This window comes from Caryophanon tenue (assembly GCF_001700315.1).
Taxonomy (GTDB): domain Bacteria; phylum Bacillota; class Bacilli; order Bacillales_A; family Planococcaceae; genus Caryophanon; species Caryophanon tenue.
Genome location: NZ_MASJ01000003.1, coordinates 236,564 through 248,701 on the forward strand (window position 1 = coordinate 236,564; position 12,138 = coordinate 248,701).

Here is a 12,138-nt window from a genome sequence, read left to right on the forward strand (position 1 = left end):
GGGAATAACAATGATGATGACGTCGGAATGGGCACTCATTCTAGATGAAGCTGATGAACTGAGTCGCATGATTTTGCAATCGGAACAAGTGATGCATTATCGTGAGGCGTATGTAGCCGTTTATGGCAACAAGGACATTGTTCAGCAAATTAACGCTTTTCAACGTATGAAAGACCATTATGAGGATGTGCAGCGCTTTGGTAAGTATCATCCTGATTACAATACAATTATGAAATCAATTCGTGCGCAAAAGCGTAGTTTAGATATGATTGAAGAGATTTCAGCATTACGTCTTGCAGAAAATGAAGTGCAAGACTTATTAGATGAGGTTAGTTTACTAATTGGTAAATCGGCTTCAGAAGCGGTAAAAGTCCCGGTTAGCAATCCATTTTTCCAAACGGACTCAGGCTGTGGTGGTAGTTGTGGTACAGGTGGCGGCTGTGGCTGCTCTGCATAAATGTATATGTAAAAAGCACTCGTGAATATTGTTCACGAGTGCTTTTTATTGTCATTATTTCGATGTGCTTTCTAATGCGCGCATAATAAACGTTGCAAATTGTGCGCGTGTTACAGCATCATATGGTGCATATGTTGAAGCTGTTTTCCCCGTTGTAATACGGTGGTGATAAAGCGTTTGGATATTGTGATATTGTGCATAACCTGTTGGTGTACCAATATCTGTGAATTTCACAGTAGACGTTCCTTGTAAATCAAAGCCTTTTACAAGTGCTTGTGCCATTTCACCGCGGCGCATTGGTCCTTGTGCATTCATTTTGTTGCCTTTTTCGATATTAATTAAGCCGTACTGATAGGCAGTCGCTAATACGTCATAGCCGTAAGCACCCTTTTTAATATCCGTAACCGTTGCTGGTAATGTTGCGCTTTTCGATGGTGTCACATCCATAGCACGTAGCATCATCATCATCGCATTTAAACGTGATACGGTGTTTGAAGGCTTAAATGTGCCGTTTTCATAGCCTGTAATAATGCCGATTTCAGCCGCATTATTAATATTGTCTAAGTGTGAGCCTTTGCCAACATCTTTAAAGCCTTTAAATGTTGAAAGCGTACTGTAATTGCCTTTTTTCTGTACGTTAATGATATGCCCACGTGTAACGAAGCCTTCATCTAAACGGTCATGACGTGCTTCTTTAAACGTAATTTTTAATTTGTAATTACCGTCTGCGATGTTACCTGGCATCATAATTTCAAACATTTCATCGTAAGAGTTATACTCTAAATTATGTGGTGCTAAGCCTGTTAAAATCTTTTTGTATTCGCCAATAACTTTGTTGTTAGCATTTACGGCTTGCACAGTCATTAAACCACGAGCTGGCACATGTCCTTCGTTTTTAATGCGTACTGTCCCGCGGAATACGAAGCGTTTTTTCGGGTTCACATATGCTTGTACTTTCGATGGTGTAATCGATACGTCATAATGACGCTGTGCAAAATCTGTGCGTGGTGCTAGTAACCAATCCATTGATGATTGTAAAACAGCTGTCGCATCTTCTGCACCACTTGTGTTGTCGTGTGCGCGATTCACCGTTGTTGATTTGTCGTGCCAATCGTAATTGCCTTTATCAACCGTAATGAAATCATAAATTTTAAACGCTGAATACACTAAACGACCTTCGCCGTATTGTACAGCTGTTAAAGCAGGTGTTTCGCCTTTTGTAATGTATTTACTTTTATAGGCTTGACGTTCAGGTGTATATGATTTTAACGAGAAATCTGAGAAGGTTAAAATGCTTTGTGCGTTCTTTGTCGGCCATAAGGCAATACTTTCAATCCATTCATTGCCACTTTCTTTTAACGTGATATTGTTGCGACCTGTTAATTTATACGCATTTTGTAAAATTGGGTGTGTGCTACCTTTTGTATTTGTAATGGTCATATCTGTTAAGACGATATCATCGCGGAATGTTGATTGTAGTGTTTCCGTTAAGTTATCCCATTCCCAAATATACGTTAGTACATCATAAATAAGTGGTGATAAATCCATTTTCTCTGGGTTTGGTTCGAATTTATCCGCTTCATTACGTGCTGTTGCGAAAATAAATTGCGCGTTACCACCGCCATAAACGTAGCGACGTACATTTTCACGTTGTGTATGGTTTAACATAACCGCATATGGTAAAACGATCGCGTCATATGTATTCAGTGTCGCTAAGTTTTTTAAATCGCTATCGGAAATGCGTTGTACGTCATAGCCTTTTTCTTTGTAAAACGAATACATACGAATCGCTTTATCCATTGCTGAGCCGTACGGGCCTTTTGGATCGACTGATACAGAGTAGCTAAATAATGGTGGCTGATATGTGCCAGCAACATTGCTTGAAAACATGAAATCTTCACTTTGCTGCGAAAATAAAACACCAACTTTTTGGGTTGCAGCGTCTGCTTTTTGTGGCGAGAAGAACACAAAAAGTAGCGAGCAAGCGATAAAAAGTAAGCTTGTAAATTTGTTCATAGTTGGAACCTCCTTTAAAGTTAGACAGATTTTGTCTATAAAAGAGTATAACAAAAAGAATGGAGAACTTTGATAAATGAGACAAATTGGCAAAAAAACGTGATGAACAGATGTTTTGTTGTGGGATTTGTAGGAAATAAAGAATGGCGGCGTAAAAGAAAGCTAGTAGGAAAGGGTTATTTTCCTACTAGCTTTTTGAATGATTATGCTTCATCAAATAAAAATTTTGCTAAATCTGGTCGCCCTGTAATAATACCAGTTGCACCTAAGCGTGTTAAGCGCTTCATCGTCACTAAGTCGTTAACATCCCAATAATGTACAGGGATATTTAAATTCGTTAAAAATTGAATGAACTTTGGTGAATCAAGTGCGAATCGATTATGTTTTGGTGGGATTTGGAATACATCCGCTTTTGGATGATATAAATGTCCAAACTGTCCAGTAAACGTTGTAAAGGCGTTTCGAACTTCGGCTTCGCCTGCGCCTAATGCGACGCGATTTTGTGCGTATAAGTTAAAGCGGTCGATTTGCTCGCTATAGAAGCTTGTCACAACGACGCGTTCTGTTGCTTCAAGTTCTTCGAGCAGACGCCATAATTTTGAAGGCATTAAGCTACCTTCATAAGTATCTGGGCTATCTTTAATATCAATATTAACAAGCTTATCTGGGAATGTTGTTAACAGCTCGCGTAATGTCACAGGAGCTACTTGTTCATCACGATATGTGTATTCACCGTCTAAGTTTTGGAAATGGTGGCCATGGTTTAGCGCCTGTAAATCTTCTAATGTAAGTGCAGCAACTGCGCCGGAGCCGTTTGTTGTACGGTCTACTGTTTCATCGTGGAACACTAAAATTTCTTCGTCTTTCGTTAAGCGAATATCAATTTCAAAACCGTCTACCCCAAGTTCAGCGGAGCGGTTAAACGCAAGCATCGTATGCTCAGGTTCTAGCTGGCAGCCACCTCGATGCGCTAAAATGATTGGTCGAGTGGATTGTAAAGCGGGTTTTCCAGGGCGCGCTTCCGGCTTTGATAAAGCTTTTGTACCTGCCCAAGCAGCTGCACTTGCCGCTGCGATTGCGATTGCTACTTTCGTTTTTTTCCCCATGTTCATCCTCCTTAACAATAATCTTCATCTATTATATACGAAAATCACGCTTTATGTCAGCTAATCGCTGTTGCCACGACTGAAAAGCGTATGGTAAGCTCAAAAGTAAGAAAAGAGGGAATGAATATGAATGAACGACAAGGCATTATTATATATGTAAATCAATTAAAACATGCGAAAACATTACGCAAATACGGCAATGTTCATTATATTTCACGTAAGCTGAAGTATGTGGTGATGTATTGTAACCAACAGGATGTGGAAGCGACAATGGCGAAGCTCCAACGCCTTCCTTTTGTGAAAGACGTTGTGCCATCATATCGCCCATTTGTAAAAACGGAGTTTGAAAACGCGAAACCGGATAAAGCGAAAGAATATGACTATAAAACCGGTTTATAGTGGTTTTTTTCTAGTGCATAGGTGGTATATAGTGATTTAGTCTTAAAATACCAATTAAGTATTGATAGTATAAGTTATTTTCCGAGAATATAGATGAATGCTTTATTTCAAAACGGTTAGGAACAACATTGAGTTGTGCCAGGGCTTCCTCGAAAATTGCTAAGCGTTGCGATGGTTTTTCAGCATTATAAGGAATGCCTTCTCGACATAGGTAAATCGGCATGAATTTACTATCGCCAACTGGCTTCAAGCTAATTGCAAGGGAAGCAACTTGTTTGTCATTATGATTGGCATACATGATGAAGGCTTGCTCTAAGCGGTCTGCATTTGTACGAGCAAGTTCACAAATCTCGAAAATATCACCGTAACCTTCACCTAGTTCTATAAAGCGTTGAATCATTTTGTAATACACTTCCTTTCGTTACCTATCTTATCATGCTGCAGGAGGTAAGCACATGAAAAAAATTGCTGTTTTTGTATTTGGACTATCGCTGCTTGTTATTGCAGGTTTAGCGTTTTTCCAGTACCAAGGTTTTTCCGAAAATGTCGATGCAGGTACTGCACCATTTTCGTATACGCAAGAGATTGAAGTTATTTATTCTGAGCAAGCATTACAAATTCGTCATACATTTAATGATTTACCAAATCAACCCATTCCGATTGCATGGTCAATGCAAGCGAATGAAATGGCATGTTATGTAGAAGCAACGACGAGTTGTGACCGTTTAGCAAATGATGCCTACAGCTTTTTAGCAGGTGAGACATCGGCACAAACGGTTGTTTATAATGTACCGTTAGCAAATGGTTTACCGAATCAATTATTACTGGAGCAAATTTTTGCGCAGCTGCCAAATGGTACAGCAACAAACTCAGTTGTACATGTATCGACAGCGAATGCCAAAAAAGGCCAATGGGTAACGGGTTTACCATTGACAAGCAGTTCTACATTAGAAGGCATTACGTATACGATGTTCTCAGGTGCAGGCAATGTATATGATTTATATTGGCAGGCTGGAGACTTTGCATTAAAAGCATCGAATGAAGAATTGTCGGTGTATTCTGCCTATAATGTAACCGATAAATTTATGCAAGAAGTAGAACGTATGGCATTTTCGTTTAATGACCATGTCGCATTAATTCAAGCAAATCAAACGACAACTCATGAAAATTCTCGCTTTATCTTTTTACCGATGCTGAATTTAGCAAGTGTAAAAGAGCAAATTGTTGCCACGCAAGTAGCAGAAATGTTTACGTTTGTGGACACGCCTGCTTGGTTACAACAATTGCTGATTGCTGAAATTGGTGAAACAGCGATTACAGAAGCGCGTGCACAACAAGTGATTGAAGCGTTGCAAGCATATTTATCGAAGTCACAGCAACAAAGCTTTAGCGACCGATTACAAGCGTTAAAAGGCAAAGAGGTATCACCGTTAATTTTGGATGATATTTTATCAGATGTTCTCGGTGCCAAAACAACATTCTTTACGCGTAACGCAACGAGTGAAACGTTCTTCCCAATTGTTGAAGAGGATACACGCGGTGTGTATGTGAATGAAGTGCGCATTGATGAATTAGCTGCCATTTTATATAACGACCGCGTGTATTATGCTGCGCAGCCATTATTGACAGAGCTTGGCTATGAGGCGAGTGCTGGTACAAATGGTTATTATGTCAATAATCACGAAGTATCGTATCGTTTCCCGATTACGCAACTTTTTTATGTGTACAATGAACGTCGTTATGATACGAAGTCACGACCGGTCGACAAAATCGGCGGTCAGTATTATATTGAAGAAGCGTGGTTAGTACGTTTATTTGATGTAGACTTACGTAAAAAAGACCGCGTTATTGAAATTACGACGATTCCGGTTGAAACGAGAGTCGCGGAATAAGAAAGTTTGGTGTCATATATGAGAGTAGTAGCAGGTGACCGTAAAGGCATGCCATTAAAAGCAATGCCCGGCAACAATACGCGTCCAACGACAGATAAAGTAAAAGAATCGATTTTTAATATGATTGGTCCATTTTTTGATGGTGGTATAGCATTGGACTTATTCGCAGGAAGTGGCGGATTAGGATTAGAATGTTTAAGCCGTGGTATGGAACGTGTCGTATTTGTTGAGAAAGATCGCAAAGCGTATAGCATTGTAAAAGAGAATGTTGCAAAATGCCGTTATGAAGAGGAAGCGGAAGTGTTTTGTAATGACGCTGCGCGTGCGGTAAAGGCATTAATAAAGCGTGACATTGTTTTTGACGTTGTATTATTCGACCCCCCGTATCATAAAGCTGAATATTATGACTTAGTGCGTGTTTTAATTGATCATGGTAAAGTAGATCCAAAAGGGGTCATTATGTGTGAACATGCAACAGATGTGACATTACCAGATGCATACGGAGCGTTTGTATGTACGCGTCGTGAGACATATGGCGGTGTCGTTGTGTCGATTTACCGAGTGGCGGAGGAAGAAGGGGAATAAGTGTGAAAGAAAAAATCGCAGTTGTACCAGGAAGCTTTGATCCGGTAACGAATGGTCATGTAGACATTATTCGTCGCGCGGCAGATATTTTTGATGTCGTGTATGTCGCAGTGTTAAATAATTCATCTAAAAATCCGTTGTTTGATGTCGAAGAGCGTAAAGCGTTAATGGCAGAAGTGACGAAGGAAATGCCGAATATTCGCATTGAAAGCTCATCGGGTTTATTAATTGACTATGCACGTGAAAAAAATGCGAATGCTATTGTGCGTGGCTTACGTGCCGTTTCTGACTTTGAATATGAAATGCAAATTACATCGATGAACCGTTTTTTAGATGAGTCGATTGAAACGTTTTTCATTATGACGAAAAACCAATACTCATTTTTAAGCTCGAGCATCGTGAAAGAAGTTGCTAAATATGGTGGTAATGTGGAAGAACTTGTTCCACCAGTCGTTGCAAAAGCATTAAAAGAAAAATATATGTAAATGATCAAGATGTCCGGTGAAAACCGGGCATCTTTTTTGTCGTAAACTTTTGAGTGTCACAAAGCGTCAAATAATTGAGAAAGGTGTATCATAAAAGGATACGCGAGTACATAGGGAGGCTGTATATGAAAGAAAAACTGAAAATAGGATTCAGCGCGCTTGTCGGCGTGGCATTGGCAGGTCTTTTAGCGTTGTACCCGCTAGATTATTATATTATGAAGCCAGGCGGAGCTTACGAAATCGGTCAATTTGTAGCCGTAGCAGACGGTGATATAGATGATGAAGGCACGATGAACTTAATGACGATTGCGATGATGCAAGCATCTCCGCTCACATATGCACTGTCGTACGTATTACCAAATCGTGAGCTGTTAAAAACAGAGGAAGTACGTTATGAAGATGAAGACGATGAGGCGTACAATATTCGACAAATGAAATTAATGACAGACTCACAATTTAATGCAAAATATGTAGCGTTCGGGCTAGCTGGAAAAGACGTCGATGTCACATCAAATGGTATTTTTGTATTAAATGTATTACGTGAAAGCGCAGCGGATGGGATTTTACAGCCAGGTGATGAGATTATACAAATTGCAGGGCGAACGATTGAAACAACCGAGGATGTACAAGCGGTGCTACGTAATCGCGAGCAAGGGGAGCAAATTGTATTATCTATTTCCCGCGGCAGTAAAGTGCTAGAAGAAACGGTAACATTGAAACACCTTCCTGGCGAAGAACGTGTTGGCGTTGGGATTACGTACGCTGGCAATCAGACGATTGATACAACGCCAGAAGTAACGATGAAAGCAGACGATATTGGTGGTCCATCTGCGGGCTTAATGTTTACGCTTGAAATTTATAATCAGCTTGTCGAAGAAGACATTACAAAAGGTTATCATGTGGCTGGAACAGGTGAGATGCTGATGGACGGTACTGTTGGACGTATTGGCGGAGTAGATTATAAAGTGATCGCCGCTGACCGTGATAACATGGATATTTTCTTTGTACCGGATGATGTGATTACTGATGAGATGCGTGAATTTGATGCAACCGTTCAGTCGAATTACGAAGAAGCGTTAAGAACGGCAAAACATATTGACACGGATATGAAAATCATTCCTGTAAAGACCGTACAAGACGCGTTACATTATTTAGATAGTTTACCGCCAAAAGAGTGAAAAAACGTGTTACAGCACAAGTACAAGCTGTGACACGTTCTTTATTATAAAACACGAATTGGTGGCGTCGCATAATCCGTTTGGAACCGCGGTGTAGTGCGTCCTAAATTTGTGCCGATTTCGTATAAATTCGCCGCATGCAAATCAAATGATAGCATCGGGTCATTGCTCGCAGCAACGCGACTAATGAGTGTTAAGGGAATATGCTTTTTTTGTAGCCCTAAATAACGTTGCCCGGCTGCGGTCATGCCTAACAAGCGAATATAGCTAGGCTTGTCGAATTGCGCTTGGATGTCTTTTGTATAGCCCGTATAAATATGGGTTAACATACGCTGTAGTCGTGTCCATGTGTAGCGTTTTGATTTTACTTTTGTCATAAAGCCAGCAAATGTTTGCTCACTTGCCGCGGCTTTTAAAAAGGCGTATTCGATTCCTTCTGAGACGTCAACATATTGGGTAAGTTGTTGCGGCGTTTTGTGTAAAATGCTGTATTGTAACAGCGGATAAAACAGCTCCCACTGAACGAATGGATTTTGTTGTTGCCATTCATTGAGGAGTGCGTATGTTGTTTCGGGTACAAATGATTGAATCGGCATTAATTCCTTCGTGTCAAATAGCGCTTTTCGAATCGCTGTTGCACTCGCAATCGATGCATGTGAAAAGCTCTCATCGTGATAGTTAGCAGCTGTACGTGGAATGGTCATCGGCTGTATCGTCGGCGTTAACTGCTGTGCAGCTTCTACGTAATGATAGCCTAAAATATTGTTCGGCTGGGCAAGGTCAATAGTGTCGCCTGTACGATAGGCGAGCACGGCTTGATACGCTTGCTGCAATGCTTGAGGATAACTCATGCCATCTGTCATACTTTTTTTAATAACAGCTTCATATTCATCGCGATGTGTCGAGATTAAATCGTACGTATGTAAAAATGGGGCGATGTCGCCATTTTCACTGCCAAACACAAACGATTCACAGCCAATTGCCGCTAAAAGTGAAATCGAACCACTCGCAAAATCACGTGCTTGTGCGGTACTATATACATAAGGAAGTTCGATAACGATATCGACACCGGCGTTTAAGGCCATTTTCGCACGGGTCCATTTGTCGACAACAGCAGGTTCACCACGTTGTAAAAAAGAACCGCTCATAACGGCAATACAAATGTCTGTATTCGCTTGTTTTTTTGCTTGTGCAATATGGTAAGCATGCCCATTATGAAACGGATTATATTCAACGACGATACCTGTAGCGCGCATAAAATCACCTCATTGTCATATTTTATTTACGATTATACGGGCGATTTTATGTAGTGACAAGAAATTATCTTGACATCCTAAAATACACACTATATAATCAACAGTGTTGTCTCGAGGTGATGAAACGAATGAAATGGTCAATTCATCAATTATCTAAGTATCGCCAAAGTGGGATGCCGATTGATGCGTTTGTACAATTGGACGAGGTAAAGGATCGAAACCAAGATATTCGGGAGATTTCACCCGTTCATGTAAAAGGGCTATGTACTTTTGGTGCATCGCAAATGACTTGTCAACTAACGTTGACAGCAACATTAACGCTTCCATGTGCTCGCACTTGGGAAGATGTTGAATACCCGGTTGAGCTAGATACAGTTGAAGTTTTCAGCTGGATTGATGCTGAAAAGCGTGTAGACGAAGATGGCGACATTCACTGGGTGGATGGCGACGTAATCGATTTACAACCAGTGCTAGAAGAATTAATTCTTTTAGAAGTACCGATGCAAGTATTCCAAGAGAATACCGATGGACAAATGCAAGGTGGTAAAAGCTGGTCGTATTTAACAGAAGAAGATGTAGCTCGTCAACAGCAGGAAGACGAACCAAAATTGGATCCAAGACTGGCTGCTTTAGCTAAGTATTTTGATCAAACAGACGAATAGATCTGTAAGGAGGTGCCACAATGGCTGTACCATTTAGAAGAACATCTAAAACTGCAAAAAGAAAGCGTCGTACGCATTTCAAATTATCTGTACCTGGTATGGTAGCTTGCCCAAACTGTGGTGAAGCAAAATTAGCTCACCGCATTTGCAAAGCTTGCGGACAATACAAAGGTAAAGAAGTAGTAAGCAAATAATTCAGTATTTGCGTACTAAAAAGACGGTAAGAGAGACCATGGCTCTTTTACCGTCTTTTTTCTATGCCGAAAATTGCTCGAAACATGTATTTCAGAAAATTCCGTGAATCTGTTATGGTACAATAAAGCAGAAAGATGTATATACATAAGGGGGAGCAATAATGGCATATTTAATGACAAAAGAAGATGGTGTATTAACGTTTACGATTAATCGTGAAGATAAACATAACGCGATTAATAGTGAAGTAATGGAAGGTTTTAAAGAAGTGATTACATATGTGAAAAATCATGATGATGTGCGCTTTTTAGTCATTACTGGGGCAGGAGAAAAATCATTTTGCTCGGGTGGCGATTTAGCTGAGTTTCACTCGTTACATACCGAAGATGAAGCATTCGGTATGTTAAGTAAAATGGGCAATATTTTATATGAACTGGCGACATTACCTGTACCGACCATTGCCCTTATTAATGGAACAGCAGTTGGTGGTGGCTGTGAAATCGCAACAGCTTGTGATTTCCGTTTAATGAAGCGTGGTAAAAAGGCTGGCTTTATTCAAGGGACGCTTGCGATTACGAGTGGCTGGGGTGGCGGCACGTATTTATTTGAACGTGGGTTACGTCATGACCGTGCATTAAAAATGCTTGTTGATGCAAAGCCGTACGATGCCGATTTATTGTATGATATCGGCTGGGCAATGCGTGTTTATGATGGCACGAATGAAGAAGCGCTAGCGGAATTTATTGAGCATATGCGAAACATTCATCCATCTGTACATCAAGCATATAAGGAAATTGAATTACGTAAATGGCGTGAACGTAATATGTATGGTCGTGTCATGGAAGAAATTCGTCTATGCGCAAAATTATGGGAACATGATGCACATCATGAAGCGGTGAATAATTTCTTAACAAAAAAAGCGAAAAAATAACGAAGTAATTATGAAGCGTCCCGGATGATCGACTGCGGACGCTTTTTTATTGTGATGTATAATTGGTTGTTGTTCTGTGAAAAAGTCGGTAAAGTAAAAGAAGATGTACTGAAGGAGCAGAACAATTATGACATATACAATTATTGGTGGTGGCGCGGTCGGCTTAGTATTGGCGTCTTATTTAGCTACGCAAGGGTCTGTAACGATTGTCGTAAAACGGCAACAGCAAGCACAGTTATTACAGCAACACGGCATTACTTGTCACAGTGAATGGGGGCAATCGATTGCGCATGTACACGCAACAACAACGATTCCAAATGACCCAGCGCAACATATTTTTATTTGTACAAAAGCATATGCGTTACAGACGATTACGGAACAATTAGCACATATAGAAGCTGCAACAATTACAGCGTGTCAAAATGGTCTTGCGCATCTTGCATTGCTGGAGCATCCATCTAGTTGTGCGGCTGTTGTCGAGTTTGGCGCTTATAAAGAAAGTGATACGATTGTCCATCATACAGGTGTTGGACGTGTCGTTATCGGGGCGTTATCAGGTGGACAGGTGCCCTTTATAGCATCGACACAACAGCTACCGATTATATATGACGAGAGCATTCAAGATGTCATGTGGCGTAAAGCATTATTAAATTGTTGTATCAATCCATTAACAGCGATTATGCAAGTGAAAAATGGGGAACTTATAACTAACCCATCTTTATGGCAAATTGTGATGCGTATGCACGCAGAGTTGGAGGAAGCATTACCGAAGCAGATGAAGAATGTACCGCTAAAAGCTGTGTATGAGCTTTGTGAAAAAACAGCACAAAATCGTTCGTCGATGCATGTAGATATCGCGCATGGTCGCCAAACCGAAATTGAAGAAATTGTCGGTGCTGTTTTAGCATTCACTGCACATCCACTCCCAACATTACGCGTGCTATATGACCAAATAATTGCCAAACGATAAGGAGTGAGG

At 40.5% G+C, this 12,138-nt stretch carries 14 protein-coding genes; 10 read left to right on the top strand and 4 right to left on the bottom strand.

All coding sequences use genetic code 11. The features are described from left to right. Positions 1–10 precede the first annotated feature (10 nt). The gene (locus A6M13_RS04295) at positions 11–457 is read left to right on the top strand and encodes a YlbF/YmcA family competence regulator (RefSeq protein ID WP_066543198.1); all 447 of its coding nucleotides are present in this window, start codon (positions 11–13) and stop codon (positions 455–457) included. 54 nt (positions 458–511) lie between these two features. Here the strand turns inward: A6M13_RS04295 and A6M13_RS04300 are convergent, their stop codons facing one another. Then, positions 512–2,473 carry an S-layer homology domain-containing protein gene (locus tag A6M13_RS04300; RefSeq protein ID WP_066543200.1) on the bottom strand — a complete coding sequence of 654 codons (1,962 nt, stop codon included), beginning with the start codon at positions 2,471–2,473 and terminating at the stop codon, positions 512–514. 203 nt (positions 2,474–2,676) lie between these two features. Beyond that, on the bottom strand, positions 2,677–3,579 hold the full coding sequence (locus A6M13_RS04305; RefSeq protein WP_066543202.1) for a glycerophosphodiester phosphodiesterase family protein: 903 nt from the start codon (positions 3,577–3,579) through the stop codon (positions 2,677–2,679). A 126-nt stretch (positions 3,580–3,705) separates the two neighbouring features. Here A6M13_RS04305 and A6M13_RS04310 point away from each other — a divergent pair, with 126 nt between their 5' ends. After that, positions 3,706–3,978 carry a YlbG family protein gene (locus A6M13_RS04310; RefSeq protein ID WP_066543203.1) on the top strand — a complete coding sequence of 91 codons (273 nt, stop codon included), beginning with the start codon at positions 3,706–3,708 and terminating at the stop codon, positions 3,976–3,978. Positions 3,979–3,988: 10 nt separating this feature from the next. Here A6M13_RS04310 and A6M13_RS04315 read toward each other — a convergent pair whose 3' ends face one another. Beyond that, complete coding sequence (locus tag A6M13_RS04315; protein ID WP_066543208.1) at positions 3,989–4,378, bottom strand: DUF7147 family protein; 390 nt, start codon at positions 4,376–4,378, stop codon at positions 3,989–3,991. A 55-nt stretch (positions 4,379–4,433) separates the two neighbouring features. Between A6M13_RS04315 and A6M13_RS04320 the strand changes: the two genes are divergently transcribed. The 4 genes from A6M13_RS04320 (at position 4,434) to A6M13_RS04335 (ending at position 8,118) form a co-directional block, all read left to right on the top strand. Next, positions 4,434–5,870, top strand: coding sequence for a hypothetical protein (locus A6M13_RS04320; protein ID WP_066543210.1), 1,437 nt, complete (start codon positions 4,434–4,436; stop codon positions 5,868–5,870). Between the two features lie 18 nt (positions 5,871–5,888). Then, a complete protein-coding gene (rsmD, locus tag A6M13_RS04325; protein ID WP_066543213.1) occupies positions 5,889–6,455 on the top strand; it encodes a 16S rRNA (guanine(966)-N(2))-methyltransferase RsmD in 567 nt (188 codons plus the stop codon). Positions 6,456–6,457: 2 nt separating this feature from the next. Then, entirely contained in the window at positions 6,458–6,940 is a 483-nt protein-coding gene (gene coaD, locus A6M13_RS04330; RefSeq protein ID WP_066543214.1) for a pantetheine-phosphate adenylyltransferase, read from the top strand. A gap of 125 nt (positions 6,941–7,065) precedes the next feature. Then, positions 7,066–8,118: a SepM family pheromone-processing serine protease gene (locus tag A6M13_RS04335; protein ID WP_066543215.1), complete on the top strand. Its 1,053-nt coding sequence runs from the start codon at positions 7,066–7,068 to the stop codon at positions 8,116–8,118. 44 nt (positions 8,119–8,162) lie between these two features. On the opposite strand, the gene A6M13_RS04340 is transcribed toward A6M13_RS04335, so the two are convergent. Next, positions 8,163–9,374, bottom strand: coding sequence for a nucleotidyltransferase (locus A6M13_RS04340; RefSeq protein ID WP_066543216.1), 1,212 nt, complete (start codon positions 9,372–9,374; stop codon positions 8,163–8,165). A gap of 128 nt (positions 9,375–9,502) precedes the next feature. Here A6M13_RS04340 and A6M13_RS04345 point away from each other — a divergent pair, with 128 nt between their 5' ends. From A6M13_RS04345 to A6M13_RS04360, 4 genes are all read left to right on the top strand, one after another. After that, a complete protein-coding gene (locus tag A6M13_RS04345) occupies positions 9,503–10,036 on the top strand; it encodes a YceD family protein (protein WP_066543221.1) in 534 nt (177 codons plus the stop codon). 20 nt (positions 10,037–10,056) lie between these two features. Beyond that, complete coding sequence (gene rpmF / locus A6M13_RS04350) at positions 10,057–10,230, top strand: 50S ribosomal protein L32 (RefSeq protein ID WP_066543222.1); 174 nt, start codon at positions 10,057–10,059, stop codon at positions 10,228–10,230. Positions 10,231–10,391: 161 nt separating this feature from the next. After that, positions 10,392–11,159, top strand: a complete 768-nt coding sequence (locus tag A6M13_RS04355; protein ID WP_066543223.1) for an enoyl-CoA hydratase/isomerase family protein — start codon at positions 10,392–10,394, stop codon at positions 11,157–11,159. Between the two features lie 127 nt (positions 11,160–11,286). Next, a complete protein-coding gene (locus A6M13_RS04360) occupies positions 11,287–12,129 on the top strand; it encodes a ketopantoate reductase family protein (protein ID WP_066543224.1) in 843 nt (280 codons plus the stop codon). The last annotated feature ends 9 nt before the right edge of the window (positions 12,130–12,138 follow it).

Excerpts from the sequence above, each read along its gene's own strand:
- A6M13_RS04360 (WP_066543224.1), top strand. The coding sequence starts at position 11,287 with ATGACATATACAATTATTGGTGGTGGCGCGGTCGGCTTAGTATTGGCG.
- A6M13_RS04300 (WP_066543200.1), bottom strand. The coding sequence starts at position 2,473 with ATGAACAAATTTACAAGCTTACTTTTTATCGCTTGCTCGCTACTTTTT.
- rsmD (WP_066543213.1), top strand. The coding sequence starts at position 5,889 with ATGAGAGTAGTAGCAGGTGACCGTAAAGGCATGCCATTAAAAGCAATG.
- A6M13_RS04335 (WP_066543215.1), top strand. The coding sequence starts at position 7,066 with ATGAAAGAAAAACTGAAAATAGGATTCAGCGCGCTTGTCGGCGTGGCA.
- A6M13_RS04295 (WP_066543198.1), top strand. The coding sequence starts at position 11 with ATGATGATGACGTCGGAATGGGCACTCATTCTAGATGAAGCTGATGAA.
- A6M13_RS04315 (WP_066543208.1), bottom strand. The coding sequence starts at position 4,378 with ATGATTCAACGCTTTATAGAACTAGGTGAAGGTTACGGTGATATTTTC.
- A6M13_RS04345 (WP_066543221.1), top strand. The coding sequence starts at position 9,503 with ATGAAATGGTCAATTCATCAATTATCTAAGTATCGCCAAAGTGGGATG.
- A6M13_RS04310 (WP_066543203.1), top strand. The coding sequence starts at position 3,706 with ATGAATGAACGACAAGGCATTATTATATATGTAAATCAATTAAAACAT.
- A6M13_RS04320 (WP_066543210.1), top strand. The coding sequence starts at position 4,434 with ATGAAAAAAATTGCTGTTTTTGTATTTGGACTATCGCTGCTTGTTATT.
- A6M13_RS04305 (WP_066543202.1), bottom strand. The coding sequence starts at position 3,579 with ATGGGGAAAAAAACGAAAGTAGCAATCGCAATCGCAGCGGCAAGTGCA.
- A6M13_RS04355 (WP_066543223.1), top strand. The coding sequence starts at position 10,392 with ATGGCATATTTAATGACAAAAGAAGATGGTGTATTAACGTTTACGATT.
- rpmF (WP_066543222.1), top strand. The coding sequence starts at position 10,057 with ATGGCTGTACCATTTAGAAGAACATCTAAAACTGCAAAAAGAAAGCGT.
- A6M13_RS04340 (WP_066543216.1), bottom strand. The coding sequence starts at position 9,374 with ATGCGCGCTACAGGTATCGTCGTTGAATATAATCCGTTTCATAATGGG.